Here is a 25,967-nt window from a genome sequence, read left to right on the forward strand (position 1 = left end):
CGAACCGTATGGAACGCATTCCGGACCGACCGACCGCCCCTGAAGCACCTGAAGCTCCCCAGGCCAGCACGTCGAGCGGACCGGGATGCGACCGCTACCCGCCGGACCTCGGCGTCTCCCGGCACCTCAGCCCGGAAGAGATGAGCGCATCGCTCGACGCCGCGCTCGTCGGCTGGGACGGCCGCGAAGACCTGTGGATCTTCGCCTACGGCTCACTCATCTGGAACCCCGGCATGCCCGTCGAAGAATGCCTGCGCGCCCGCGTGCACGGCTATCACCGGGGCCTGTACCTCTGGTCGCGCGTCAATCGCGGCACGCCGGAGCAGCCGGGACTCGTGCTGGCCCTCGATCGCGGCGGCTCGTGCGCCGGCGTGGCCATGCGCCTCGCCGCGAAGCACGTCCGCACGGAATTCGAAACGCTCTGGTATCGGGAAATGGCGATGGGCTCCTATCGTCCGATGTGGCTGAATTGCCAACTGGCCGACGGGCGCACCAAGCCGGGCCTCGCCTTTGTCATGCGACGCGAAGCGGCGAGCTACGCGGGCCGTCTGCCCGACGCCATCGTCCGGCAGGTGTTCGATCAGGCGCAGGGACGCTATGGCACCACGCACGACTACGTCGCCCGCACGGTCAAGGCGCTGCGCGAAGCGGGCATGCCCGACCCGGCGCTCGAAGCGGTGCTGCGCCGCTGCGGGGCGAAGTAAGCGCACCACAATGCAGCATCCGGCGCGCTGAAATGTCCTGAAATATGCACGGCAATGTGCATGTCGCCTCATGTGTCGCAATGCAGCCGACCTGACGCGGTAATGCCGCACATCTGGTGTATCCTTGAGCTTCCTGTAACAGCTCGGCGTCCGCCCAACTTGGACGCGCCGTCATGAACGACCCTTATCCCAGTCGACCCGGTCCAAAAAAAACCGACAAACCTCGCTCTCTGCTCGAACGCCTCACCGATCTGATTTCCCCGGAGCCGGAGTCGCGCGCGGAGTTGCTCGAAATTCTGCAAGACGCTCACGCCCGCAACCTGATGGACGCCGATTCTCTGGCGATGATCGAGGGCGTATTCCAGGTGGCCGATCTATGTGCCCGCGACATCATGGTGCCGCGCGCGCAGATGGACGCCGTCAACATCGAACAGACCCCTGAAGAATTCATGCCGTTCGTGCTGGAACAGGCGCACTCGCGCTATCCGGTCTACGAGGGCAATCGCGACAACATCATCGGCATTCTGCTCGCGAAGGATCTGCTGCGTTACTACGCCAATCACGACTTCGACGTGCGCGACATGCTGCGCCCGGCCGTGTTCATTCCGGAGTCGAAGCGTCTGAACGTGCTGCTGCACGACTTCCGCGTCAATCGCAATCACATCGCCATCGTCGTGGACGAATACGGCGGTGTGGCGGGCCTCATCACGATTGAAGACGTGCTCGAGCAGATCGTCGGCGACATCGAAGACGAATACGACTTCGACGAGGAAGAAGACAACATCATCGCCGCGCCCGACGGCTCGTATCGCATTCGTGCGCTCACGGAAATCGAGCAATTCAACGAAGCGTTCGGCACGCAGTTTCACGATGACGAAAACGATACGATCGGCGGTATGATCACGCACCAGTTCGGCCGTGTGCCGCGCCGTGGCGAACGTCTGCGCATCGGTAATCTCGTGTTCGAAGTGCTACGCGCCGACGGCCGTCAGGTCCACATGCTGCTGTTGCGGCGCGTGGAGCCGGCACCCGCCGTTCAGCCCGAGTAACTCACTCATCGATCCATGCAGGAAATGACCGTCCACGCGCCCGAGCGGCGCTCGTGGCCGGCCTGGCGTGCCCGTGCGCTCGCCGGTCTGGCCGGTATCGCACAAACGCTGGCGTTCGCGCCACGCGACCTCTGGTGGCTGCAATTGCTCGCGATGGCAGGGCTGTTCGCACTCGTCGAGCGCAGCGCCTCGCGACGCAACGCCCTCTGGCTGGGCGGCAGCTTCGGCCTCACCTCGTTCGTCTGCGGCATCTGGTGGCTCTACATCAGCATGCACACATACGGCGGCATGCCCAGCGTGATGGCTGGTGCGGCCGTCGTCCTGTTCTCGATCTATCTGGCGGTCTATCCGGCGCTCGCCGCGTTTCTCACGCGTGCCGTGCCGGCCACCGGCCCATGGCGTGTGTTGGCCTTCGCCGGGGCCTGGACGCTTGCCGAATGGCTGCGCGGCACCGTCTTCACCGGGTTCCCCTGGCTCTCACCCGGCTACGCCCACGTCGACGGCCCGCTCGCAGGCTTCGCCCCGCTGCTCGGCGTGTACGGCATCACCGGTCTCGCCGCACTCGCGGCGGCCTGGCTCGCCCGCGCGCTGCTGCCGGTCGTCGCGACGACGGGCGCAGCACAACGGCTGGCCGCCGTAGTCGGCGTACTGGCGCTGCTGGGCGTGGGTATCGGCCTGTCCCGTCATGCCTGGACGACGCCCTCCGGGCAGCCACTCACCGTGCGGCTGCTGCAAGGCAATATCCCGCAGGACATGAAATTCGAGCGCACGGGCATCGATCACGCCATGGCGCTCTATCGCGACATGATCGTGGCCGCACCGGCCGATCTCATCGTGACGCCCGAGACGGCGTTCCCGGTGCTGCTGCAAGGCATTCCGCCGGAAGTCGCTGCACCGATCCGCGAGTTTGCGGACCGCACGGGTTCGCACGTCGTGCTGGGTGCGGTGGGTGCGACGATCACCGATCGCGGCCCCACCGACTTCACCAACAGCCTGTTCGGCGTGACGCCACGCGACCAGACGCTCTACCGCTACGACAAACATCATCTCGTGCCTTTCGGAGAGTTCGTGCCGTGGGGCTTTCGCTGGTTCGTCGACATGATGCACATCCCGCTGGGCGATTTCCTGCGCGGCAGCGCCACGCCGAGCGGCTTCCCGGTGCGCGACCAGCGGGTCGCGATGAACATCTGCTACGAGGATCTGTTCGGTGAGGAAATCGCGCAGGCGCTGCGCAGCATGCCGGAACCGGCCACGGTACTCGTGAACTCGACCAACCTCGCGTGGTTCGGCGACACCATCGCGCTCGATCAGCACTTGCAGATCGCCCGCATGCGCACGCTTGAGACGGGACGCCCGATGCTGCGTGCGACGAACACGGGCGCGACGGCGATTATCGATGCGCACGGCCGTGTGCAGGCGCGTCTGCCTGCGATGACGGTCGGCGCGCTCACGGGCAACGTCCAGCCCTACACCGGTCTCACGCCATACGTTCGCTTCGGCAACGTGCCCGCACTGGTGCTGGCGCTCGTCGCACTGGGCCTCGGTCTGGCCATGACGCGCCGCGCGCGCTGACCGGCAAAACAGCCAGCGTCGCATCGTCAAAACGACACAGGGGGGCGCGAAAATCCCCCTGTCGTGCCACCCCGGGGCCATCGGCGCCCCGTTCGGGTCGAATTCCCGCTAAAATTCAACGTTTTAGTCTTTTGGCCGCGCTCGCGGCCGGGCCGAAAGACTGCGCAAAATCCGCATTTTTCCCTGTTCGTCCGCGCGAATTCATCATGCTTACCTTTCAACAAGTCATCCTGACGTTGCAGGATTACTGGGACAAGCAAGGCTGTGCGTTGCTCCAGCCTTACGACATGGAGGTCGGCGCCGGTACCTCGCACACTGCCACGTTCCTGCGCGCGATCGGTCCGGAGCCGTGGCGCGCTGCCTATGTGCAGCCGTCGCGCCGTCCCAAGGATGGCCGTTACGGTGAGAACCCGAACCGCATGCAGCACTACTACCAGTATCAGGTGGTGCTCAAGCCGGCCCCGGAAAACATCCTCGACCTGTACCTGGGCTCGCTGCGCGCGCTCGGTCTCGATCTGACCCAAAACGACGTGCGCTTCGTCGAAGACGACTGGGAAAACCCCACGCTCGGCGCCTGGGGTCTGGGCTGGGAAGTGTGGTTGAACGGCATGGAAGTCACGCAGTTCACCTATTTCCAGCAAGTGGGCGGTCTCGACTGCAAGCCGGTGCTCGGCGAAATCACGTATGGCATCGAACGTCTGGCGATGTATTTGCAACAGGTCGAGAACGTCTACGACCTCGTGTGGACCGAGTGGGAAGAGCAAACGGCCGATGGCCCGGTCAAGCGCCGCCTGACCTACGGTGACGTGTTCCATCAGAACGAAGTGGAACAGTCGACGTACAACTTCGAGCACTCGAACCAGCCGATGCTGTTCAGCTTCTTCGACAACTACGAGAGCGAAGCCAAGCGTCTCATCGAAGCCGAACTGGCGCTGCCCGCCTACGAGATGATTCTCAAGGCCGCACACACTTTCAACCTGCTCGACGCGCGCGGCGCCATCTCGGTGACCGAGCGCGCGGCGTATATTGGCCGTATCCGCGCACTGTCGCGCCTGATCGCACAGGCCTACTACGCTTCGCGCGAAAAGCTCGGCTTCCCGATGCTGAACGCCCCCGCAGCTAAAACTCAAACGCAAGCCGCATGATGAGCACCGCACAACGCACCCTGCTGGTCGAACTGCTGACCGAAGAATTGCCGCCGAAGGCGCTGGCGCGTCTGGGCGACGCGTTTGCCGACGGCATCGCCAACGGCCTGCGCACGCGCGGGCTCACCACTGACGCCAGCGTCATCACGCCGTTCGCCACGCCGCGCCGTCTGGCCGTCTCGATCACGAACGTGCTCGAGCGCGCCCCGGACGCCACTATCCGCGCCAAGGTGCTGCCGGTGTCCGTCGCACTCGACGCCGACGGCAACCCCACCCCGCCGCTCGCGAAGAAACTCGCGGCGATGGGCTTCGCCGACCTGCCGGTCGCGAGCCTGGAGCGCGCGATGGATGGCAAGGCCGAAGCCTTCTTCCACACCTACACCGCTGCCGGTGCCCAACTGGCCGACGCGCTGCAAGCCTCGCTCGACGAAACGCTCGGCAAGCTGCCGATTCCGAAGGTCATGAGCTATCAGCGTCCGGATGGCGAGACGGTGCAGTTCGTGCGTCCGGTGCACGGCCTGATTGCGCTGCACGGCGACACGCTTGTGCCCGCATCGGCCATCGGTCTCGCGTCGGGCAACAAGACGCAGGGCCATCGCTTCCTGTCGAAGGGTGAGGTCACCGTCGCCAATGCCGACGCCTACGCCGCCACGCTGGAAAGCGAAGGCAAGGTTGTGGCGAGCTTCACGGGCCGCCGCGACGCGATCCGCACGCAACTGCTTGCCGCCGCCGGTAACGACCACGTGGTGATGCCGGACTCGTTGCTCGACGAAGTGACCGCACTCGTCGAATGGCCCGCAATCTACGCCTGCCATTTCGAGAAGGAATTCCTGGCAGTACCGCAGGAATGTCTGATTCTCACGATGCAGACGAACCAGAAGTACTTCGCGCTCACCGACAAGCCGCTGGCCGAAGACGGCCGTCTGACGAACCGCTTCCTGATCGTCTCCAACATCGAGACCGGCAACCCCGAGCAAATCGTGACGGGTAACGAGCGCGTGGTGCGTCCGCGTCTGGCCGATGCGAAGTTCTTCTTCGAGCAGGACAAGAAGAAGCCGCTGGCCGATCGCGTGCCGCTGCTCGCAAACGTCGTCTATCACAACAAGCTGGGCTCGCAGTTCGAGCGCACGCAGCGTCTGGTGAAGCTCGCCGGTGCGATCGCGCACATGATCGGTGCAGATCAGGACGGCGTGAAACTCGCCGAGCGCGGCGCACTGCTGGCCAAAGCCGACCTGCTGACCGACATGGTCGGCGAGTTCCCCGAGTTGCAAGGCACGATGGGCACGTACTACGCGCGTCATGACGGTGAAGCTGCCGACGTCGCGCTGGCCTGCTCGGAACATTATCAGCCGCGTTTTGCTGGCGACGCCCTGCCCTCGAGCACCACCGGCACGGTGGTGGCGCTTGCCGACAAGCTCGAAACGCTGGTCGGCATCTGGGGCATCGGGCTGCAGCCGACGGGAGAGAAAGACCCGTTCGCGCTGCGCCGTCACGCGCTTGGCATCGTGCGCATGCTCATCGAGAAGCGTCTGCCAGTGATGCTGCCGGAACTGCTGAACGTCACGTACAAGCAGTTCACCACGGGCGTAGCAGACTCCGCATACCTGAACGACGTCTACCAGTTCGTGCTCGACCGACTGCGCGGCTACCTGCGGGAGCAGGGTTATGCCGCCAACGAGATCGAAGCGGTGCTGGCCGACCACCCGAAGTATCTCGGCGATCTGATCGAGCGTCTGGATGCCGTGCGCGCGTTCTCGGCGCTGCCGCAAGCCGAAGCCCTCGCCGCAGCGAACAAGCGTATCGGCAACATCCTGAAGAAGACGGCCCCGCCGGCCGACGGCACGATTTCGCCGGACTTGCTGCTGGAATCGGCTGAGAAGGCGCTTCACGCTGCCCTCGAAAAGGTCACCCCGGTGGTCGAGCAGAAGTTCGAGGCACGCGAGTACGCGCAGGCGCTTTCCGCGCTGGCCGAGCTGCGCGACGCGGTCGACGCCTTCTTCAACGACGTGATGGTAATGGCCGAAGAAGACGCGTTGCGCAACAACCGCCTCGCGTTGCTCAAGAACCTGCACTTCCAGATGAACCGCGTGGCCGATCTCTCGAAGCTCGCCGCCTAATGTTCCAACGAGTCAACTGAACTACTCATGGATTCGCGCAAAGATCGCACCCTCGGCCCCGCCGCCCGAAAACTCGTGATTCTCGACCGGGACGGCGTGATCAACGCCGACTCGGATCAATTCATCAAGTCGACGGACGAGTGGGTGCCGCTGCCCGGCAGTCTCGAGGCCATCGGCCGGCTGAATCAAGCCGGGTACCGTGTGGTCGTCGCGACGAACCAGTCGGGTGTGGGGCGCGGTCTTTTCGACATGGCGACGCTCGGTGCGATGCACGCAAAGATGTCGAAACTGGCGGCGGCCGCCGGCGGCCGCATCGATGCCGTGTTCTTCTGCCCGCACACCTCGGTGGATGCCTGCGACTGCCGCAAGCCCAAGCCCGGTCTGTTCCAGGAAATCGCGCGACGCTACGAAGTCGACCTGACCGGCGTACCGGCCGTGGGCGATTCGCTGCGCGATCTTCAGGCAGCTGCGGCCGTGGGCGCGCTGCCGCATCTGGTGCTTACCGGCAAGGGCAAGAAGACGCTCGCCGCAGGCAACCTGCCTGATGGCACGCGCGTGCACGACAGTCTGGCGGCGTTCGTCAACGATCTGCTTGCCGACGAGGACGCGTAACCTCACGCCCGCTACCGCACACCGACCGCCCAGCCTTCGCTGAACTGCCGCCCTACCGCGCGTACTATGACGCGGTCACGCGCCGACTTCGCGAAGACGATCGATCCCAGGCCCGAAACCCCATGCGTCAACTTCGTTCGATTCTCTTCTTCATCTTCCAGATCGTCTGGACGATTCCGTACGCCATCGCGTGCATCCTGTCGTTCCCGTTCCTGTCGCGCGTGCAGCGTTACTGGTTCGCGGTGGGCTGGTGCAAGGTCGTGACGCGCGTCGGCGACAAGCTGTGCGGCATGCGCTATCGCGTGATCGGTTGGGAGAATCTGCCGCAGACACCTGCGATCATTCTGTCCAAGCATCAATCGGCATGGGAGACGGTGGCGCTGCCCGCTCTGATGCCGCGCCCGCTGTGCTACGTGTTCAAACGCGAGTTGCTGTACGTGCCTTTCTTCGGTTGGGCGCTGGGCCTGCTGAGCATGATTCACATCGATCGCCGCAAGGGCACCGATGCCTTCGCATCGGTCGTGAAGCAAGGGCGCGAGCGTTTGTCGGAAGGGTCATGGATCATCATGTTCCCGGAAGGCACGCGCACGAAAACCGGGTCGCGCAACAAATACAAGTCCGGCGGCGCACGTCTTGCGACCGCGACCGGCGCGCCGGTCGTGCCGATTGCACACAATGCCGGACGTGTCTGGCCGCGCAACTCGTTCATGAAATTTCCCGGGGAAGTGATCGTCTCGATCGGTCCGGTCATCGAGACGGCAGGCCGTAGTGCCGAAGCCGTCAACGCAGAGGTCGCCGAATGGATCGAGCGCGAGATGATACGTATCGACCCCGCCGCTTATACGTCGAAACCGAGGGCGAGCGCGTCTGACACCTCCGACGCCGCACCCCGGACCTGACTGCGCCTCACGCGAGACCGTCTCATGTCGAAAGCCCAACCCGCCACACGCGATAGCCGCTCCCGGCATGAGACCCCTGCACCCCAGATGGAACTCGATCTGTTCGGCAGCCCTGCTGCCGAGGCCAACGGCGTCGCGACCGACGCCCCTTTAGCTTCGACTGCCCCCGCGACGACTGGCACGCCCGCCCACGCCGCTGCACCCAACGCTACCGCGAGCGATTCCGCATCGCTCGTGCCGGGCGCCGGACCGCGCCGCGCGCCAGCGCCGGGCGAGCGCGTCATCATGCTCGACGGCCACGCGCTCTACTACCGTTTCAAGCGCTCCTCGCGCCGCACCATCGGCTTCATGATCGACGAATCGGGGCTGGCCGTGACCGCCCCGCGCTGGGTCACGATCGCTGACGTGGAAGCCGCCGTCGTCGAGAAGAAGCGCTGGATCTTCAGCAAGATCGCCGAATTCCGCGAACGCGCCGCACGCCGGGTGATTCCACGTGTCACGTGGGTCGACGGCGCATCGCTACCGTACCTCGGCCACACGCTGACGGTCCGTCTCGGCGGACGCTCGGGGGCCGCGCAGTACGACATCCACACGCACACGCTGTGGCTCGATCTGCCACCGCAAGCCGCCCCCGAACAGATGCGCGACCGAGTGCAGGGCTGGTTGCAGCAGGAATCACGCAAGCTCTTCACGTCGCGCCTCGACGTCTACGGCGAGCGGTTGGGCGTGCGCTACACCGCGCTCGGGCTGTCGTCGGCGACGACACGTTGGGGCAGTTGCAGCGCCGACGGACGCATTCGCCTGAACTGGCGGTTGATTCACTTCCCGCTGGGCGTGATCGATTACGTCGTGGCGCACGAACTGGCGCATTTGAAGGAGATGAACCACGGGCCGCGCTTCTGGCAGGCCGTGGCGTCGATCTTCCCGGAATTCGAAGCTGCTCGCGATACGCTCAAGTCGCACGCGCCCGAGTGGCTGCCCGAGTTCTGAGCGAATGTCGCAATGCTCCACATCAAAATCAAAAGTTTCTCAACGCAACATGAATGATGCTCATTTTCATGGTCGCGGGTACAATCAAGTCTTCGTTGTCCCCACGTTGAAAACACCATGCGAATGCTCCATACCATGCTGCGCGTCGGCGACCTGCAGCGCTCGATCGATTTCTACACGCGCGTGCTCGGCATGCAACTGCTGCGTCAGAGCGAGAACCCTGAGTACAAGTACACGCTGGCGTTCGTCGGCTACGGTCCCGAGTCGGAAAACACCGTCCTCGAACTGACGTACAACTGGGGCGTGGAAAAGTACGAGATCGGCACCGCGTTCGGCCATCTGGCCCTTGAAGTCGACGACGCCTATCAGGCGTGCGAAACGATCCGCGCCGCAGGCGGCAAGGTCTCGCGCGAAGCTGGCCCGGTCAAGGGCGGCACCACGATCATCGCTTTCGTGGAGGACCCGGACGGCTACAAGATCGAGTTGATTCAGAAGCATTCGAGCAAGGGCGGCCTGTAAGCCGAACGCTTGCGCGATTGCGCTGCCTGATGTGCCTGATGTGACAACGGCCGCCCTCGGGCGGCCGTCGTTTTTTCGGCACGTGCAATGCGTCAGAACTCCACCATCGCGAAGTCTTCCTTGCCCACGTCGCACAGCGGGCAACGCCAGTCGTCCGGCACATCTTCCCAGCGCGTGCCCGGGGCAATGCCGTCTTCCGGATATCCCACGGCTTCGTCGTAAATCCATCCGCAAATCACACAGACCCACTGGCGCGATGCTGCGTCCGGTGCGTGGGTCGTTTCGTCGGACGTTTGCGTTGCGGCACCGTCGTCACTGAGCGTATCGGACGTCTTCGCGCCCGGATCCAGCAACGTAAAGACCAGCGGGGATTCCGTGCCTGAGGCATCTGTCGCCGGACGGCTCAGATGCGCTTGCAGTGCGTCGAGCAGTGCCTGCGCTTCGTCGCGCGTGAGATCGACCCAGTAAGGGTCGCCAGCGCCGTCGTTGAGTCGCGACGGGGAAAACTGCAATTCGACGGCAGAGCCTTTCTTGTACATACGTAAGTGCTGAATCTGAAGCGAAAACCGTTGAAAACAATGGATGAGCGATGACTGCGGCTTGCTCGACGAAGGACAAAAGCCGCCTCGCGGAGCATTGTAAAGGTGCGACGGTGTGCAATAAACGGGGGAGCCGGGGACATATTGTCCCGCACGACGAGACAATCACACCCGGACAGACGAACGAACGCCCGAAAAGATTACCCGCGTTGACGGCATCGGTTTAATGCTTTGAGTATCAGGATCGGTGACAATGACCGCTTCTGCGCGTCGCGCCTGCGATGCATCGTCATCCGAATTAATTCCATGAAAACCACACCGCGTCCGATCGATGCTACAGCCCTCGCCATCATGCTGGCGCTGTGCATGGTCTGGGGAGGCCAGCAAGTTGCCGTCAAACTGGCCGTGCCGGTCGTGCCCGCCGTCTTGCAGGCCGGACTGCGTTCCGTCGTGGCGACGGTGCTTGTCGGTGCGTGGATGCTGTGGCGGCGTCAGCGCCTGATCACCGGCGACGGCACCCTGCCCGCCGGTATTCTTGCAGGCGCGCTGTTCTCGCTGGAATTCCTCTGCATCTTCGTTGGACTCACGCACACGACCGCATCGCGCATGGCGGTCTTTCTGTACTCGGCCCCTTGTTTCACCGCGATCGGACTGCACTGGACGGTGCCCAGCGAACGGCTGCGGCCCATGCAATGGCTCGGCATGGCCATCGCGTTTTGCGGTATCGCCGTGGCGTTCTCCGACGGCAGTGGCGCAGATCTCGCCACCACGTGGCCCGGCGATCTGCTGGCCATTCTGGCCGGTATCTTTTGGGGAATGACGACGGTCGTCGTGCGGGCGTCGCGTCTGGCGAGCGCCGCACCGTCGAAGACATTGCTGTACCAGTTGGCTGTCTCGGCAGTGCTGCTGTGCGCGCTGGCGCTCGCGACGGGCAAGGTGCAAATCGGGCCGATGACGTCGACCATCTGGATCAGCCTCGTCTACCAATCCATCGGTGTGGCCTTCGCGAGCTATCTGATCTGGTTCTGGTTGCTCACGCGGTACAGCGCCGCCCGGCTCGCGTCCTTCTCGTTCCTGAGCCCACTCTTCGGGGTGACGTTCGGCGTGCTGATTCTCGGCGAATCGGTCGGTTGGCGCTTTGGCTGCGCCGTCGTCCTCGTCTTCGCCGGGATCAGCCTTGTGAACCGACGCCGCTGATCGCGCGCGACAGATTCACGTATTCGTCGACCGGCACGTCTTCGGCACGACGCGTGAGATCGAAGCCGAGTGCGTCGAAATCGACACGATCGCGGTAGCTGTGCAACGTGTTGCGCAGCATCTTGCGACGTTGCGAAAACGCCTGTGCCACCACCGCTTCGAACACGTCGAGATCGACCTGCGGCAGATCGGCCACGGCGCGCGGAATCATCCGGACAACAGCGGAATCGACTTTCGGCGGCGGATTGAAGGCCTCCGGCGGCACATGCAGCACCTTGTCCATCCAGTAGCGGTACTGAAGCATGACCGACAGGCGGCTGTAGTTGCTTGAGCCCGCCGGGGCCACCATGCGCTCAACCACTTCGTCCTGCAGCATGAAGTGCTGGTCGCGTACCAGTGCGGCGTAGCGCATCAGATGGAACAGCAGCGGGCTGGAGATGTTGTACGGCAGGTTGCCGACAATGCGCAGCGGCGCTTCGTCGCGACGATCTTCCGGGACGAGCGAACCGAAATCGAAGTCGAGGGCGTCGCCAGCGTGCACGCTCACGCGCTCGCCGAACTTGCGCGTCAGACGCGCGACCAGATCGCGGTCGAGTTCGACCACGTGCAGATGCGCCAGCCACTCGGTGAGCGGTGTCGTCAGTGCCCCAAGCCCCGGGCCGATTTCGACCATCAGGTCGTCGGTACGCGGCGAAATGGCGCTGATGATCGAATCGATCACACCCATGTCGACAAGAAAGTTCTGACCAAAACGTTTGCGCGCCACGTGGCCCTGTTGGACGCCCGTGCGCTTCGATGCGCTACTCATGTGAAATTCCTTAGGAACGCGGCGGCGTGGCGTGCGGATCGACGCCCGCGCCGGCGGTCAATTGTGCGGCTGTCGACGCATGTAACGCAGCGTTCGCCGCCATCGTCGCCGCGGTGCGCAGCGCTTCGAGCAGGCTGCCGCTCTCGGCTTGCCCCGTGCCCGCGAGGTCGAGCGCGGTGCCGTGATCGACCGACGTCCGGACGATCGGCAGCCCAAGCGTGATGTTCACGCCCGCGCCGAAGCTCGCGTATTTGAGCACCGGCAGGCCCTGATCGTGGTACATCGCGAGCACCGCATCGGCGCCTTCGAGATGACGGGGCTGAAACAGCGTGTCGGCGGGATAGGGACCGCGTGCATCGATACCGGCAGCGCGCGCGTCGTCGAGCGCAGGTGCGATGACGTCGATCTCCTCGCGCCCGAGATAGCCGGACTCACCGGCGTGCGGGTTGAGCCCCGTCACGAGAATACGCGGACGCGTCACCCCGAAGTGGCGCATCAGATCCTGATTGAGGATGATGAGCGTTTGCAGCAGATCGTCGCGACGAATTGCGCCGGGCACCTGCGCGAGCGGCAAATGCGTGGTGGCGAGCGCCACACGCAACCCGCCGCCTGCGAGCATCATCACGACACGCGGTGTGCCCGTGCGCTCGGCCAGATACTCGGTGTGTCCGGTAAACGCCACGCCACAGTCGTTGATCGTGCTCTTCTGCAACGGCGCGGTCACGATCGCGTCATACGTGCCCGCCACGGCACCGTCGATGGCGTCGTCCAGCAGCGCCAGTACGTAGCGGCCGTTGGCGGCGTCGAGCTGTCCCGGCGTTACGGCGGCAGCGAGCGGATGGTGCGACACGTGTACACGTCCGCTATCGAGCAATGTCTGCCAGGCGTCGCCCAGCCCGACGGCTCGCGCGCGCGCGGCGAGCAACGACGCGTCGCCGAGCACGGCAAAGCGACAGTTGGCTAGCGAAGGATCGGGGGAATGTGCAGCGGGAGCGGTGATAGAAGCCACCGCCGGTGCGGCGAGGCACTGAACCAGTGCCTGCACCGTCAATTCCGGCCCGACCCCCGCCGGTTCACCGGTGGTGATGGCGAGGACGAAGGACCGGTCGGACATCATGCTCACTGCTGCGCGTTGCTCAGGCGATAGTCGACGTAAGCACTGTCACGCAGTTGCTGCAACCAGTCGCGGTACTGCTGTTCGGCCTTGCGGCCGCGCAGTTCCTGCATGGCGAGGTTACGTTCCTGATCGCCCGAGACCTGCGACTCGCGATGGCCCAGCACCTGAATCAGGTGATAGCCATACTCCGAACGTACCGGGTCGCTGATCTGACCGTCCTTGAGTTCGGACATCGCACGCTCGAATGCGGGAACCGTTTCGCCCGGCGAAATCCAGCCGAGATCGCCGCCTTGCGAGGCGGAACCGTCCACCGACACCTGACGCGCGAAGTCGGCAAAGTCGCCCTTGCCTGCTTCGATCTGCGCCTTGATGTCGAGCAGCTTCTGACGTGCCTGCGCTTCCGAGACACCGTCGCCCACGCGAATCAGGATGTGACGTGCGTGGATCTGCGGCACGGTCATGCCCTGATCGCCGCCTTGCTTGCGCGTCTCGACCAGTTTGATGACGTGAAAACCGTTGTTGCTGCGAAGCACTTGCGGCACAACGGTGCCCGCTTGCAGCTTCTGCACCTGATTGAGATACAGATCGGGAATACGTTCGGGAATGCGGAAGCCCATGTCGCCACCGTTGGCGGCGTCGGAAGCATCCGAATACTGCTTTGCCAACGCCGCGAAATCGCCACCGGCCTTCGCTTTGTCCAGCGCTTCGGTCGCCTTCTTTTGCGCTGCGCTGACCTGATCCGGCGTCGCGCCGTCCGGCAGTTTCACGAGAATCTCGCTCAGGCGGTATTCCGTCTCCGCCGGCGCAGCATTGGCACCACGCTGCGCGGCAAGGTATGCATTGATTTCCGAGTCGCTCACCTGCACCTGGCTGTCGACTTCGCGATCGCGCAGGCGCGCCATGATGATCTGTTCGCGCACTTCCTTGCGGAAAGCGTCCCACGGCACACCGGCCTGGGCCAGACGCGCCTTGTACTGATCGACGCTCAGACGGTTGTCGGCGGCGATGCGCTGCAAGGCCTGTTCGACGTCGGCGTCCTTCACGACAATGCCGCCTTCCTTGGCGCGCTGAAGCTGCACCTGCGTGACGATCATCTGTTCGAGCACCTGACGCTGCAACAGGTCGGCGTCCGGGATCGGGCGCTTGGAGAGCGTCAGTTGATGCTTGGCCTCCTCGATACGCGTGTCGAGCTCCTTGCGGGTGATCACGCTGTCGTTGACCACGGCGACGATGGAATCGACGGCACGGGCGGACGACGCGGGTGCACCTGCGGCTTTGGCGCTGACCGGCGCCGGCTGCGCAACCGCCACCCCGGCGGCAAGACACAGGCCCGCCAGCAGCGAGGCACGCTTCACAAACATGTCATTCATAGTTGCTGAATCGAGAAGGAATCTGGTTCGTCGGCGGCGGCTGGTAGCCCGGCACCCCGACCTTGAAGGCTTCTGTGGCGCTGTTGCCCGACTTGGTCAAGCCCTTCAACTCCAACTGCGCGAAGACGCGCGAAGTTGTCGTGGTGGCGTTGGTCGCATAGCGCTGGAGCCCAATCCGGAAGGCCCAGCAGTCGGCATCATACTCGAAACCCGCCAGGGCATCGATGAACGTCTTGTCCGTAATGCTGTAGTTCAGACGGCCCACAATGCCGAATCGCGGTGTGATCGGCCACTGCCCCGAAAGTTCGATCTGGTTGATCGGCGTGACGGTCAATGCGGTTTGGCCCACGACCGGCGGCGGATTGCGCAGGTAGCGGTAATACAGGTTGAATACCTTGCGCTCGCCCGGACGCCACGTCACACCGACGTCCGACCGGTTGAACTGCGACGTGCTCGGGCTGTACTGCACGGCGGTGCTGAATGTGATGTTCGAATACAGCAGGGCCGAGCCACCCACCAGGAAGTCCGACACCCCGGCGTCTTCGGGCACACCGCCCGGCATCGTCACGCGCGACTGCTGAATGTTGTAACGCTGCGCATACCAGATACGCCCGCGCTCCACGCCGGTCTCGGCATCGATCAGGCGGGACGTCAGCGCGGCCGTGACACGGTTCGCATCCTGAATGCGGTCGACGCCGATGAACGAGTTTTCGCTGAAAATTTCCGCGAGGTTGAAGTCGGCGACCGCACTGTCGAAAATCGGAATCGAGCTCTGATTACGATACGGCGTGTAGACGTAGAACAAGCGTGGTTCCAACGTCTGCTTCATCGCCGTGCCGAACAGCGTCAGCGGTCGCTCAAAAGTCAATCCCGTATCGAGACTGACCGTCGGCACCGTGCGCGTGATCGACGACTGCATCGTCGAGCCGTTCGGATAGTCGACGTTATACGCCGCCGCGTTGAAGATGACCTTCGGGATGATGAAGTAACCCGGCGTCAGAATCGGGTAGCTCAGCGTCGGCTGCGCGTAGATTCGCTCTCCGTTCGGCTGGCCCGTCCAAGAAGCAATCTGGAACCGGTTGTAACGGATCGGCATCGAGAAATCGAAGCCGTGGAAATCCAGCTTGCTGTACGTCGCCGAGAGTTCAGGTACCGACTCGTACTGCGGCGAGCTGGGGGCCAGCGTCTGATACTTCAGCACGCGCGCCAGGAACGACCAGTCGCCGTAATTCCACGTGAGGCCCGCTTCGCGGTTGTATACACGCTGCACGCCGGTCTGGAAGTTCGTGCCGGAGCCGAAATCGTCCGGATAGGTATCGTCCGAAACCTTCGTGAAGTTAACGTAGGCGTTCACACCGTAGCCGAGCGACTGGCTGTGCTGCCACGTGAACGTGTAGCGGGCATCGCCCGTGACACGGTCCTTCGGCAGGTATTCGATGTGGAACAACCCGGAATACGTCGGTTCCAGGTAACGGAAGTCGGCAATACCCATCACGCCGCGCTTGGTCATGAAACGCGGGGTGATCGTCAGATCGCGGTTCGGCGCGATATTGAAGTAGTACGGCGTGGCGAGTTCGAAGCCGGTACGGCTCGACTGCGTAAACGTCGGTGCCAGAAAGCCGGAACGGCGCTCGTTGGATGTCGGGAACGACATGTACGGGCTGGCGAGAATCGGCACACCCTGGAAGAAGAGGATGCCGTTGTAGGCCGTGCCTTCCTGCTGCTCCTGGTCGAACTCGAATTCGGACGCCTTGATGTACCACGCTGGCGTTTTGCCGTCTTCCGCACAGGTCGCGCAGCCAGTGTACGTGCCGCGTTGCATCGTCAGGACATTGTTGGCTTCGATGTCGGCACGCTCGGATTTGCCGCCGCCACCGGAAACGAGGCGGTAGGTCGGCGTGAGCATGTAGCCATCACCTGCGCCCGTATACATATGCGCTTCGGGGCCGATGAACAGATTGCCGCCCTGCGACAGACGCGCGTTGCCGTGCGCCACCACTTCGTCCGTGTCCTGATCGTACGTCAGGCGATCACCTTTCACGAACGAGCGGTACTTGCGCGCTTCGGCGTCGCCGTCGACCGTGGCGTCCACGTTGGTCCGGCCGGTGAGGGCCATGCCGCGCACGTACATCGGCACGTCGTCGCCGCCGCCAAGCGGGTTGTCGACCAGGGCAGGCACCGTACGTAACACGAGGCCGTCGCTCTTGGCGATATCGGGCGGGGGAGCTTCCTGCGCACCGGCGAGCGAACACCACACTCCCGGCAGGGAGAGCAGCAGCGCCAGTGGCTTGCGTCGCGTGCGCATCATGCGCCGCAACGATGAGACTTCATTCGTATGGACTTGTTTATCCGGCATGTACGCAAACAGCGAGACAATCGTGGCGCCGCTTGCGGGCAGCCAATCCCGCTTGTCCAGCCGGCTTCACCGGGACATTCGGGACGGTCGATCGAGGTCGAGAAACAGGGCGTCGGGAAAACATGATCGGGTATTATATGGCAAGACGTTTACGGCCCCCACCATGACCGCACAACCCAGCACCTCCGCGCGTGTTTCCAACGCTTCCAGCGAACTCTTGAACACCTCCGATCCCCGCCTGCAAGCCCTTCACCACTGGCTCTCCGGCCTGTCCTCCGAGTTCTCGCTTGACATGGCGAACTGGGCACCGGCGTCCGCCGACGCGAGCTTCCGGCGCTACTTCCGCATTGGCAGCCACGCCCCCGCGCATCCGAGCCTGATCGTGATGGACGCGCCGCCCCCGCAAGAGGACTGCCGTCCTTTCGTGCACGTTGCGCAGTTGCTGGAGGAAGCCGGGCTGCAAGCGCCGAAGGTACTGGCCGAGGATCTCGCGCAGGGTTTCCTGCTGCTCACCGACCTCGGGCGCGAAACGTATCTCGATGTCCTGACCGAAGACAACGCCCGCCCGTTGATGCGCGCCGCGCTCGACGCGCTGATCGTCTGGCAGAAGAGCTCGCGCACCGACGTGCTGCCCGCCTACGACACAGCATTGCTCAAGCGCGAACTCGATCTGTTCCCCGACTGGTACATCGGCAAGCATCTGAAGGTCGAACTGAGCGAGTCGCAGCGCGCCACGCTCGATCGCATCAACCAGTTGCTCATCGACAGCGCGCTCGCGCAGCCGAAAGTCTTCGTGCATCGCGACTACATGCCCCGCAATCTAATGCCGGGCCTGCCGGGCACGACTGGCCCGGGCATTCTCGATTTTCAAGATGCCGTCTACGGTCCGCTGACCTACGACGTCATCTCGCTCATGCGCGACGCGTTCCTTAGCTGGGATGAAGAACGTCAGCTCGACTGGCTCGCCTATTACTGGGAGCGGGCGCGCAAGGCCGGTCTGCCGGTCGACGCCGACTTCGGCGAGTTCTATCGTCAGGCCGAATGGATGGGGCTGCAACGTCACCTCAAGGTGCTCGGCATCTTCGCGCGCATCAACTATCGCGACGGCAAGCCCCGCTACCTCGCCGACACCCCGCGCTTTCTCGACTACGCCCGCAAGGTCGCCGACCGCTATGCGCCGCTGCGTCCGCTGGCAAAGCTGCTCGACGAGTTGACCGGCCAGCAGGTCGACGTCGGCTACACCTTTTGAGGCATCGCCCATGAAAGCGATGATCTTCGCGGCCGGACGCGGCGAACGCATGCGTCCGCTCACCGACGCCATGCCCAAGCCGCTGCTCACCGTCGGCGGCAAGCCGATCATCGTGTGGCAGATCGAAGCGCTGGCCCGCGCCGGCTTCACCCAGATCGTGATCAATCACGCCTGGCTGGGCGCGCAGATCGAAGCCACCCTCGGCGACGGCAGCGCCTTCGGCGCACATCTGACGTACTCGGCCGAAGCCGAAGCACTGGAGACGGCCGGCGGTATCGCCCAGGCTCGCGCGCTTCTCGAAGGGGACGGGAATGTATTGCTTGCCGTGTCGGGGGACATCTTCACCGACTTCGATTACGCCACGCTTCGCGCGCAGGCCGAACGTCTTGCAGCGCAACCCACACCGGGCATGCATCTGGTGATGGTGCCGAATCCCGCCTTCCATCCGACGGGCGACTTCGCGCTCGACGCGGCAGGCCATCTTTTCTTACGCGACGCCGCCCCCGCGACGGCCGAGTCGCTCACGTTCGGCAACATCGCACTGTACGACCTGCGCCTGTTCGACGGCATCGCCCCGGGCACGCGCATGGCGCTCACGCCGCTGTACCAGCGTGCGATTGCCGCAGGACACGCGAGCGGCGAGCGCTTCGACGGCATTTGGGAAAACGTCGGCACCCCGGCGCAGCTCGATGCACTGGACGCCGAAGTGCGCGCCGGGCACGCACGCTCGCCCGGCAGTAGAATCGCCTGAACGCAGGTCAAATACGTCTGCACTCGAACCAACACCCCGAAATGGAGCCCGCGATGTCTGATTCCCCGTACCGTGCCCGCCGCGAGCGAGTCATCGAACAGATGCGCAAGGCCGGTGGCGGCGTCGCCATCCTGCCTACGGCACCGGAAGTGCCGCGCAACCGCGACAGCGACTATCCGTATCGTCACGACAGCTACTTCTATTACCTGTCAGGCTTCACCGAACCGGAAGCGGTCGTCGTCCTCGACAGCCGAACGGGGCATTCGATTCTCTTCTGCCGCGCGAAGAACGAAGAGCGCGAGATCTGGGACGGCTATCGCTTCGGCCCGGACGCCGCGCGCGAGACCTTCGGCTTCGACGCCGCCTACCCCATCGACGAAATCGATACGCGCCTGCCGCAATTGCTGGCCGACGCCCCCGCCCTGTTCTACGCGCTGGGGGCATCGGCGCAGCAGGACCGTCAGGTGCGTCACTGGCTGAATGCCGTACGTGCGCAGAGCCGCACCGGCGTGTCGGCACCGTCGGCCGCGCGCGACATTCGCGGGATTCTCGACGAGATGCGTCTGATCAAGGACAGCACCGAACTCGACATCATGGCCCGCGCGGGCAAGATTTCCGCCGACGCGCACGTGCGCGCCATGAAGGCGTCGCGCGTCGGCCTGCGCGAATACCATCTCGAAGCCGAGCTGCTGTATGAATTCCGCCGCAACGGCTCGCAATTCCCGGCGTACGGTTCGATCGTCGCGACCGGCGCCAACGCCACCGTGCTGCACTATCGCGCGGGCGACGCCGAGCTGCGCGACGGCGATCTCGTGCTCATCGACGCCGCTTGCGAACTCGACGGCTACGCCTCCGACATCACTCGCACGTTCCCGGCCAACGGCAAGTTCACGTCGGCCCAGCGCGAGCTTTACGACATCGTGCTGGCCTCGCAGCAAGCCGCCATCGACGCCACACGTGCGGGCGCGCGCTTCGATGCTCCGCACGAGGCCGCCGTTCGCGTGCTTGCGCAAGGCATGCTCGACACCGGCCTGCTCAAGCGCGACACCGCAGGCAGTCTGGACGACGTCATCGCCAACAAGGCCTACAGCCGCTTCTACATGCACCGCACCGGCCACTGGATCGGCATGGACGTGCACGACTGCGGCGAGTACCGGGAGGACGGCCCGAACGGTGAGCGTCCGTGGCGCACGCTGGCCGCCAACATGGTCACGACCATCGAGCCGGGCATCTACGTGCGACCCGGGCAGGACGTTGACGAGCGGTACTGGAACATCGGCATCCGCATCGAAGACGACGCCGTGGTGACCGCCGACGGCTGCACGCTGCTCACGCGCGACGTGCCGGTCGACGCCGACGAAATCGAAGCGCTGATGCGCGGCTGACGCGTCTCGGACTTACGGCTGATGACGAACGCACAGGCTTCCGGTACTTCCGGCACCTCCGACATTTCCGACGCTTCCGGGAAGCGCGCGGCGACCGAACGGCCAGCCGCGCGCTTCGACGTCGCCATCGTGGGCGCCGGTCCGGTAGGCACCGCGCTCGCCCTGTTGCTCGCGCAACGCGCGCCGCACTTGCGTGTAGCTCTGGTGGATGCGCGCGGCGCGCAAGCCAGCTACGACGATCCGCGCACGCTTGCCTTGTCGCACGGCAGCCGCGAGATTCTCGCGCGCGCGGGCGCCTGGCCGCGCGACCCGAATGAGCGTACCGCGCTGCCGAGCACGCCGATCCGGCACATTCACGTCTCGCAGGCGCAACGCTTCGGCAGCACCGAGATCGACTATCTCGATCACGGCGTACCGGCCCTCGGCTACGTGGTGCGTTACGGCGCGCTCATGCGCGCGCTCGATACCGCGACGGCACAGCTACCGACGCGCTTCGAGCATGCGTCGCAAACGTCGGCGCTCAGCGTGCTCGACAGCGACGTGCCGGGACTGCACCACTTCCGCCCGTATCGCGCCATCGCGCTGCGTCAGGACGCCCAGCAGGTCACGCTCACGCTCGAAGGCGTGGGCGACGATCACGCACACACACTGCACGCCACGCTCGCCGTGAACGCCGAAGGCGGATTGTTCGAAGGGCAGACGACGCGCCCGCGCACGCGCGACTACGGGCAGACGGCCCTGGTGGGCTTCGTGACGTGCGAGCGTCCGCGCCTCGGATGGGCATGGGAACGATTCACGTCCGATGGTCCCGTGGCGCTCCTCCCGCAAGAGAATGGCTATGCGCTGGTGTGGTGCTGCTCGAACGCCGAGGCCAGTCGCCGCCGCGCACTGGACGACACCCGGTTCCTCACTGAGTTGCACGAGGCGTTCGGCGACCGCATGGGCCGCTTTACCTCGATTACCGGACGCGCGGGCTTCCCGCTCGGCCTGAACGCGCTGGGTCAGGTGGTCGACGGGCGCGTCGCCGCCATCGGCAACGCGGCCCAGACGCTTCACCCCGTGGCCGGTCAGGGCCTGAACCTCGGCTTGCGCGACGCCTTCGACCTTGCCGACAGCCTCGTTCGCCATGCCCGCGCCGGTACGGCGCACCAGGGCGTGGCGGGTCCGGCTGCACTGAGCGCGTTCGCCCGCCGCCGTCGCGCGGACCGGGGGCTCACGATCCGCATCACCGATCTGCTGCCTCGTCTCTTCGGCATCGACGCCACGCCGGTCGCCCTCGCGCGCGGCATGGCGCTGGCCAGCCTCGACCTCGTTCCTCCGCTCAAAACGGCCTTCGCCCGGCAGATGATGTTCGGCCAGCGCGGCTGATCCCGAGACATCAAGCCCGTCACCGGGCATCCCCCAAGGTCTTTCCGGTACGGCCCTGACGGGCTCGCCCGGAACTTTGCACATTTTTTAGGCGACGAGGACGGGTTTTCGCAGTAAAATAGCGATCTTTTTTCTGGCTTTTCCCCTTCATCGTGCGTATCGGTCCCCACGAACTCCGCAATAACCTGTTCGTCGCCCCCATGGCGGGTGTGACGGATCGGCCGTTCCGCCAGTTGTGCAAACGACTGGGGGCGGGCTATGCCGTGTCGGAAATGGTGGCGTCCAACGCGCAGCTGTGGAAGAGCGAGAAAACGATGCGTCGCGCGAATCACGCGGGTGAAGTGGCCCCGATTTCGGTGCAGATCGCCGGGGCCGACCCCGAGATGATGGCCGAAGCCGCACGCTACAACGTCGAGCGCGGTGCGCAGATCATCGACATCAACATGGGCTGCCCGGCCAAGAAGGTCTGTAACGTTGCTGCCGGATCGGCGCTGTTGCAGAACGAGCCGCTGGTCGCTCGTATCGTGTCCGCGGTCGTGGGCGCCGTGGGCGACGTCGTGCCCGTCACGCTGAAGATTCGCACGGGCTGGGACCGCGAACACAAGAACGCGCTCACGGTGGCGCGCATCGCCGAAGAGTGCGGCATCAGCATGCTGACCGTGCACGGCCGCACGCGCGCGGACCTGTATCACGGCGACGCCGAGTACGAGACCATCGCCGCCGTGAAGGCCGCCGCACGCATTCCGGTGGTGGCCAACGGCGACATCGCGTCGGCGCAGAAGGCGAAGCACGTGCTCGAAGTCACGGGCGCAGACGCCATCATGATCGGCCGCGCGGCGCAGGGGCGTCCGTGGCTCTTTCGCGACATCGAACTCTTTCTCACGACGGGCGAGATCGCCTTGCCGCCGCGCGTCGACGAGATCCAGCAGATCATGAACGAACACCTCGTGGACCATTACGAGTTCTACGGGGAGTACACCGGTGTACGGACCGCGCGCAAGCACATCGCGTGGTATTCGCGTGGCCTGCCGGGGGCAGCCACGTTCCGCCAGCGTATGAATACGCTGGACACCACGCAGGAACAGTTGGCTGCGGTCAACGCGTTTTTCGAAGAGCAGAAGGTGCACTCGGACCGCCTCTGCTATGAACAAGAATCTCCGAGGGAGCTATTAGCCGCATGAGCAAAGCAAACATAGAACAATCTGTGCGCGACAGTCTGGATATGTATTTCCGGGATCTGGACGGCGCACGGCCACATGATGTCTACGATATGGTCGTTTCCGTCGTCGAAAAACCCCTGCTCGAGTTCGTGCTCGGCAAGGCCGACGGCAACCAGTCGCTCGCCGCGGAATATCTGGGAATCAACCGCAACACGCTGCGCAAGAAGTTGCAGCAGCACGGCCTGCTGTAAAGGGCTGCGGCAGCAACATCCGCTGCCCCGGCCGCCCCGGCCCATCCGCGCTACCTGTGTTTAACCGCCCGTTTTTGCCGCTTCACTACCGTCCGTCATGATCAAGCAAGCTCTCATTTCCGTCTCCGACAAGACCGGCATCGTCGACTTCGCCAAGTCGCTCGCGGCCCAAGGCGTGTCGATTCTCTCCACCGGCGGCACCGCCAAATTGCTGGCTGACGCCGGTCTGAAAGTGACCGAAGTGGCCGACTACACCGGCTTCCCGGAAATGCTCGACGGGCGCGTGAAGACGCTGCATCCGAAAGTTCACGGCGGCATTCTGGCGCGTCGTGATCTGCCCGAGCACATGGCGGCCCTCGACACGCACGGTATTCCGACGATTGACCTGCTCGTCGTGAACCTGTACCCGTTCGTTCAGACCGTCGCCAAAGACGACTGCTCGCTCGAAGACGCCATCGAGAACATCGACATCGGCGGCCCGACCATGCTGCGCTCGGCCGCGAAGAACCATCGCGACGTCACCGTCATCGTCGACCCGGCCGACTACGCCGTGGTGCTCGACGAAATGAAGGCGAACAACAACACCGTCGGTTACACCACGAACTTCCGTCTGGCGACCAAGGTGTTCGCTCACACCGCCCAGTACGACGGCGCGATCACGAACTATCTGACGAGCCTCGGCGAGTCGCTGCGTCACGACGAGCGCTCGGCCTATCCGGCGACGCTGAACCTGGCGTACACCAAGGTGCAGGACATGCGCTATGGCGAGAACCCGCACCAGAGCGCTGCGTTCTACCGTGACATCGTCACGCCGGAAGGCGCGCTGGCAAACTACCGTCAATTGCAGGGCAAGGAACTGTCGTACAACAACATCGCCGACGCCGACGCTGCGTGGGAATGCGTGAAGACGTTCGAAGCCCCGGCTTGCGTCATCATCAAGCACGCGAATCCGTGCGGTGTGGCCGTGGCCGCCTCGCCCGCCGAAGCGTATGCCAAGGCTTTCCAGACGGATCCGACCTCGGCCTTCGGCGGCATCATCGCCTTCAACCGCGAAGTCGACGAAGCGGCTGCGCAAGCCGTCGCCAAGCAATTCGTGGAAGTGCTGCTCGCCCCGTCGTTCACCGACGCCGCCAAGCAAGTGTTCGCTGCCAAGCAGAACGTGCGTCTGCTGGAAGTACCGATGGGCAATGGCGTGAACCAGTACGACTTCAAGCGCGTGGGCGGCGGCCTGCTCGTCCAGTCGACCGACGCGAAGAACGTGGCACCGCATGAACTGCGCGTGGTCACGAAGCGTCACCCGACGCCGAAGGAAATGGAAGACCTGCTGTTCGCATGGCGGGTGGCGAAGTACGTCAAGTCGAACGCCATCGTGTTCTGCGCAGGCGGCATGACGCTGGGCGTGGGCGCCGGTCAGATGAGCCGAGTGGACTCGGCCCGTATCGCCAGCATCAAGGCACAAAACGCCGGTCTGTCGCTGAACGGTTCGGCCGTGGCGTCGGACGCTTTCTTCCCGTTCCGTGACGGCCTCGACGTGGTGGTCGACGCAGGCGCGACCTGCGTGATCCACCCGGGCGGCTCGATGCGCGACGACGAAGTCATCGCCGCAGCCGACGAGCGCAACGTCGCCATGCTGATGACGGGCACGCGCCACTTCCGTCACTAAGCGCGATACGCGATACGCGATATGAAAAAGGACACCCTCGGGTGTCCTTTTTTCTTTGCACTACAGGCGTCGAATCAGAAGTAATGCGACAACCCCACCGCCACGCCGAGCTGATTGCTACCCGGCACGATGCTCATGCCGTAACCGGTCACGCCCAGATTCGAGCCGTTCTGGTTACGCGAGAAGCCCACTTCGGCAAACAGTTGCGTGCGCTTGGAGAGCAGATACGCTGCGTTCGCCGCCAGCAGATACGGATGCTGATTCGTCGACGTGATGTTGTTGTAGAAGATCGCGCCCGAAAGAATCACTTCCGTCACCGGACGATACTGCAACCCGGCGAAGTACAACTCGTTGCGGGCGGCCACCCCCGGCACATTGCTCAGATACCACTGATAACCAACGTAGGGCTTGAAGTTGCCGATCGCGTAACTCGCACCGGCAGCCACGCGCTGTGTCGTGTTGCCTTGCGTTGCGATCGCCGTGCCCTGCTGCTGGTCGTACACGAGTGAGACGTTCAACGGCCCGTTGGCGTAACCCACCGACACGCTGTATTCCTTGCCCACACGCCACTCGCCCGGCACCTGTCCGCCGTTGGCGATGGTCGCGTCGTAGCCCGTCGAGAACAACCCTGCGACCTTGAAGCCGTTGAAGTTGCCTGCGTACTTGATCGAGTTGTCCGCCTTGCCCGCGAACTGCGCGTCGAGTGCGGGCAAGGCATAGCTGTAATAGCCGAGCGGGTCGAGTTCGAGGAACGCGTCGTAAATCAGATTCTTCTGACGGCCAACGGTCAGTGCACCCCACTCGTTCTGCAACCCCACGTAGGCCTGACGGCCGAACATCCGCCCGCCCTGCTGCAACACACCGGTGTTGAGATTGAAGCCAGACTCCAGTTGCATGATGGCCTTGAGGCCGCCGCCGAGATCTTCCGATCCCTTGAAACCGAAGCGGTTCTGCACCTGCGATCCGTTGCTCGCGCGCACAACGGACTGCTTGCTGCCGTTCGCACCGACACCGGCGTTGCTGAGATATTCGACGCTATTGTCGAGAATCCCGTAGATCTGCAACCCGTCCGCCTTGACGCCGCCTGCCGCGAGCGTCAGTGCCATTGCCATCCAAACCTTGCGTTTCATGACATTCCCTTTTTAT

23 protein-coding genes are annotated in these 25,967 nt (G+C 64.1%); 17 read left to right on the top strand and 6 right to left on the bottom strand.

The features are described from left to right. Positions 1–8 precede the first annotated feature (8 nt). From NA29_RS21920 to gloA, 9 genes are all read left to right on the top strand, one after another. Positions 9–704: a gamma-glutamylcyclotransferase gene (locus NA29_RS21920; protein ID WP_039393141.1), complete on the top strand. Its 696-nt coding sequence runs from the start codon at positions 9–11 to the stop codon at positions 702–704. Positions 705–877: 173 nt separating this feature from the next. After that, complete coding sequence (locus NA29_RS21925; protein WP_039393144.1) at positions 878–1,753, top strand: CorC family transporter; 876 nt, start codon at positions 878–880, stop codon at positions 1,751–1,753. A 24-nt stretch (positions 1,754–1,777) separates the two neighbouring features. Then, a complete protein-coding gene (gene lnt, locus NA29_RS21930; RefSeq protein WP_052253117.1) occupies positions 1,778–3,325 on the top strand; it encodes an apolipoprotein N-acyltransferase in 1,548 nt (515 codons plus the stop codon). Positions 3,326–3,531: 206 nt separating this feature from the next. After that, on the top strand, positions 3,532–4,470 hold the full coding sequence (glyQ, locus tag NA29_RS21935; RefSeq protein WP_039401399.1) for a glycine--tRNA ligase subunit alpha: 939 nt from the start codon (positions 3,532–3,534) through the stop codon (positions 4,468–4,470). Continuing rightward, positions 4,467–6,587: a glycine--tRNA ligase subunit beta gene (gene glyS, locus NA29_RS21940; protein WP_039393146.1), complete on the top strand. Its 2,121-nt coding sequence runs from the start codon at positions 4,467–4,469 to the stop codon at positions 6,585–6,587. The genes glyQ and glyS overlap by 4 nt, the downstream gene beginning before the upstream one ends. 27 nt (positions 6,588–6,614) lie before the next feature. Next, complete coding sequence (gene gmhB / locus NA29_RS21945; protein ID WP_039393148.1) at positions 6,615–7,199, top strand: D-glycero-beta-D-manno-heptose 1,7-bisphosphate 7-phosphatase; 585 nt, start codon at positions 6,615–6,617, stop codon at positions 7,197–7,199. A 122-nt stretch (positions 7,200–7,321) separates the two neighbouring features. Next, positions 7,322–8,098, top strand: a complete 777-nt coding sequence (locus tag NA29_RS21950) for a lysophospholipid acyltransferase family protein (protein WP_039393150.1) — start codon at positions 7,322–7,324, stop codon at positions 8,096–8,098. A gap of 87 nt (positions 8,099–8,185) precedes the next feature. Beyond that, positions 8,186–9,088: a M48 family metallopeptidase gene (locus NA29_RS21955; RefSeq protein WP_039393153.1), complete on the top strand. Its 903-nt coding sequence runs from the start codon at positions 8,186–8,188 to the stop codon at positions 9,086–9,088. 117 nt (positions 9,089–9,205) lie between these two features. Next, positions 9,206–9,607 (top strand): lactoylglutathione lyase, encoded by a 402-nt coding sequence (gene gloA / locus NA29_RS21960; protein ID WP_039393155.1) that lies wholly within the window; start codon positions 9,206–9,208, stop codon positions 9,605–9,607. 92 nt (positions 9,608–9,699) lie between these two features. Here the strand turns inward: gloA and NA29_RS26520 are convergent, their stop codons facing one another. Next, positions 9,700–10,146, bottom strand: coding sequence for a rubredoxin (locus NA29_RS26520; RefSeq protein ID WP_072633357.1), 447 nt, complete (start codon positions 10,144–10,146; stop codon positions 9,700–9,702). Between the two features lie 306 nt (positions 10,147–10,452). Here NA29_RS26520 and NA29_RS21970 point away from each other — a divergent pair, with 306 nt between their 5' ends. Beyond that, positions 10,453–11,343, top strand: coding sequence for a DMT family transporter (locus NA29_RS21970; protein ID WP_039393157.1), 891 nt, complete (start codon positions 10,453–10,455; stop codon positions 11,341–11,343). Here the strand turns inward: NA29_RS21970 and rsmA are convergent. From rsmA to NA29_RS21990, 4 genes are read right to left on the bottom strand one after another with little or no spacing between them, the layout of a single operon-like run. Further along, positions 11,318–12,151, bottom strand: coding sequence for a 16S rRNA (adenine(1518)-N(6)/adenine(1519)-N(6))-dimethyltransferase RsmA (gene rsmA, locus NA29_RS21975; protein WP_039393159.1), 834 nt, complete (start codon positions 12,149–12,151; stop codon positions 11,318–11,320). The two genes, NA29_RS21970 and rsmA, sit on opposite strands and share 26 nt — an antisense overlap. Before the next feature lie 10 nt (positions 12,152–12,161). Next, positions 12,162–13,265 (bottom strand): 4-hydroxythreonine-4-phosphate dehydrogenase PdxA, encoded by a 1,104-nt coding sequence (gene pdxA, locus NA29_RS21980; RefSeq protein WP_084104296.1) that lies wholly within the window; start codon positions 13,263–13,265, stop codon positions 12,162–12,164. A gap of 5 nt (positions 13,266–13,270) precedes the next feature. Next, positions 13,271–14,638 (bottom strand): peptidylprolyl isomerase, encoded by a 1,368-nt coding sequence (locus NA29_RS21985; protein WP_052252312.1) that lies wholly within the window; start codon positions 14,636–14,638, stop codon positions 13,271–13,273. After that, a complete protein-coding gene (locus tag NA29_RS21990; protein ID WP_039393164.1) occupies positions 14,631–16,994 on the bottom strand; it encodes an LPS-assembly protein LptD in 2,364 nt (787 codons plus the stop codon). The genes NA29_RS21985 and NA29_RS21990 overlap by 8 nt, the downstream gene beginning before the upstream one ends. 163 nt (positions 16,995–17,157) lie before the next feature. Here NA29_RS21990 and NA29_RS21995 point away from each other — a divergent pair, with 163 nt between their 5' ends. The 7 genes from NA29_RS21995 (at position 17,158) to purH (ending at position 24,821) form a co-directional block, all read left to right on the top strand. Next, positions 17,158–18,243 carry an aminoglycoside phosphotransferase family protein gene (locus NA29_RS21995; protein WP_084104036.1) on the top strand — a complete coding sequence of 362 codons (1,086 nt, stop codon included), beginning with the start codon at positions 17,158–17,160 and terminating at the stop codon, positions 18,241–18,243. Positions 18,244–18,253: 10 nt separating this feature from the next. Then, complete coding sequence (murU, locus tag NA29_RS22000; protein ID WP_039393166.1) at positions 18,254–18,994, top strand: N-acetylmuramate alpha-1-phosphate uridylyltransferase MurU; 741 nt, start codon at positions 18,254–18,256, stop codon at positions 18,992–18,994. Positions 18,995–19,047: 53 nt separating this feature from the next. Then, positions 19,048–20,379: an aminopeptidase P N-terminal domain-containing protein gene (locus NA29_RS22005; RefSeq protein WP_095178482.1), complete on the top strand. Its 1,332-nt coding sequence runs from the start codon at positions 19,048–19,050 to the stop codon at positions 20,377–20,379. A gap of 21 nt (positions 20,380–20,400) precedes the next feature. Next, positions 20,401–21,747, top strand: a complete 1,347-nt coding sequence (locus NA29_RS22010) for a UbiH/UbiF/VisC/COQ6 family ubiquinone biosynthesis hydroxylase (RefSeq protein ID WP_084104038.1) — start codon at positions 20,401–20,403, stop codon at positions 21,745–21,747. Positions 21,748–21,947: 200 nt separating this feature from the next. Next, complete coding sequence (gene dusB, locus NA29_RS22015) at positions 21,948–22,928, top strand: tRNA dihydrouridine synthase DusB (RefSeq protein WP_052252314.1); 981 nt, start codon at positions 21,948–21,950, stop codon at positions 22,926–22,928. After that, positions 22,925–23,158: a Fis family transcriptional regulator gene (locus tag NA29_RS22020; RefSeq protein WP_039393174.1), complete on the top strand. Its 234-nt coding sequence runs from the start codon at positions 22,925–22,927 to the stop codon at positions 23,156–23,158. The genes dusB and NA29_RS22020 overlap by 4 nt, the downstream gene beginning before the upstream one ends. 97 nt (positions 23,159–23,255) lie before the next feature. Further along, positions 23,256–24,821, top strand: a complete 1,566-nt coding sequence (purH, locus tag NA29_RS22025) for a bifunctional phosphoribosylaminoimidazolecarboxamide formyltransferase/IMP cyclohydrolase (protein ID WP_039393176.1) — start codon at positions 23,256–23,258, stop codon at positions 24,819–24,821. A gap of 74 nt (positions 24,822–24,895) precedes the next feature. Here purH and NA29_RS22030 read toward each other — a convergent pair whose 3' ends face one another. Further along, on the bottom strand, positions 24,896–25,951 hold the full coding sequence (locus NA29_RS22030) for a porin (protein ID WP_039393178.1): 1,056 nt from the start codon (positions 25,949–25,951) through the stop codon (positions 24,896–24,898). Positions 25,952–25,967: the final 16 nt, after the last annotated feature.

This window comes from Pandoraea sputorum, assembly GCF_000814845.2.
Lineage (GTDB): Bacteria > Pseudomonadota > Gammaproteobacteria > Burkholderiales > Burkholderiaceae > Pandoraea > Pandoraea sputorum.

What these genes read in the sequence shown, in the direction of transcription:
- rsmA (WP_039393159.1), bottom strand. Translation starts at nt 12,151, where the DNA reads ATGAGTAGCGCATCGAAGCGCACGGGCGTCCAACAGGGCCACGTGGCG.
- NA29_RS22005 (WP_095178482.1), top strand. Translation starts at nt 19,048, where the DNA reads ATGTCTGATTCCCCGTACCGTGCCCGCCGCGAGCGAGTCATCGAACAG.
- NA29_RS22020 (WP_039393174.1), top strand. Translation starts at nt 22,925, where the DNA reads ATGAGCAAAGCAAACATAGAACAATCTGTGCGCGACAGTCTGGATATG.
- lnt (WP_052253117.1), top strand. Translation starts at nt 1,778, where the DNA reads ATGACCGTCCACGCGCCCGAGCGGCGCTCGTGGCCGGCCTGGCGTGCC.
- NA29_RS22010 (WP_084104038.1), top strand. Translation starts at nt 20,401, where the DNA reads ATGACGAACGCACAGGCTTCCGGTACTTCCGGCACCTCCGACATTTCC.
- NA29_RS26520 (WP_072633357.1), bottom strand. Translation starts at nt 10,146, where the DNA reads ATGTACAAGAAAGGCTCTGCCGTCGAATTGCAGTTTTCCCCGTCGCGA.
- NA29_RS21955 (WP_039393153.1), top strand. Translation starts at nt 8,186, where the DNA reads ATGGAACTCGATCTGTTCGGCAGCCCTGCTGCCGAGGCCAACGGCGTC.
- purH (WP_039393176.1), top strand. Translation starts at nt 23,256, where the DNA reads ATGATCAAGCAAGCTCTCATTTCCGTCTCCGACAAGACCGGCATCGTC.
- glyQ (WP_039401399.1), top strand. Translation starts at nt 3,532, where the DNA reads ATGCTTACCTTTCAACAAGTCATCCTGACGTTGCAGGATTACTGGGAC.
- NA29_RS21995 (WP_084104036.1), top strand. Translation starts at nt 17,158, where the DNA reads ATGACCGCACAACCCAGCACCTCCGCGCGTGTTTCCAACGCTTCCAGC.
- NA29_RS21970 (WP_039393157.1), top strand. Translation starts at nt 10,453, where the DNA reads ATGAAAACCACACCGCGTCCGATCGATGCTACAGCCCTCGCCATCATG.
- gloA (WP_039393155.1), top strand. Translation starts at nt 9,206, where the DNA reads ATGCGAATGCTCCATACCATGCTGCGCGTCGGCGACCTGCAGCGCTCG.
- dusB (WP_052252314.1), top strand. Translation starts at nt 21,948, where the DNA reads ATGGCGGGTGTGACGGATCGGCCGTTCCGCCAGTTGTGCAAACGACTG.
- NA29_RS21985 (WP_052252312.1), bottom strand. Translation starts at nt 14,638, where the DNA reads ATGAATGACATGTTTGTGAAGCGTGCCTCGCTGCTGGCGGGCCTGTGT.
- NA29_RS21990 (WP_039393164.1), bottom strand. Translation starts at nt 16,994, where the DNA reads ATGCCGGATAAACAAGTCCATACGAATGAAGTCTCATCGTTGCGGCGC.
- NA29_RS21925 (WP_039393144.1), top strand. Translation starts at nt 878, where the DNA reads ATGAACGACCCTTATCCCAGTCGACCCGGTCCAAAAAAAACCGACAAA.
- gmhB (WP_039393148.1), top strand. Translation starts at nt 6,615, where the DNA reads ATGGATTCGCGCAAAGATCGCACCCTCGGCCCCGCCGCCCGAAAACTC.
- pdxA (WP_084104296.1), bottom strand. Translation starts at nt 13,265, where the DNA reads ATGTCCGACCGGTCCTTCGTCCTCGCCATCACCACCGGTGAACCGGCG.
- NA29_RS21950 (WP_039393150.1), top strand. Translation starts at nt 7,322, where the DNA reads ATGCGTCAACTTCGTTCGATTCTCTTCTTCATCTTCCAGATCGTCTGG.
- murU (WP_039393166.1), top strand. Translation starts at nt 18,254, where the DNA reads ATGAAAGCGATGATCTTCGCGGCCGGACGCGGCGAACGCATGCGTCCG.
- glyS (WP_039393146.1), top strand. Translation starts at nt 4,467, where the DNA reads ATGATGAGCACCGCACAACGCACCCTGCTGGTCGAACTGCTGACCGAA.
- NA29_RS21920 (WP_039393141.1), top strand. Translation starts at nt 9, where the DNA reads ATGGAACGCATTCCGGACCGACCGACCGCCCCTGAAGCACCTGAAGCT.
- NA29_RS22030 (WP_039393178.1), bottom strand. Translation starts at nt 25,951, where the DNA reads ATGAAACGCAAGGTTTGGATGGCAATGGCACTGACGCTCGCGGCAGGC.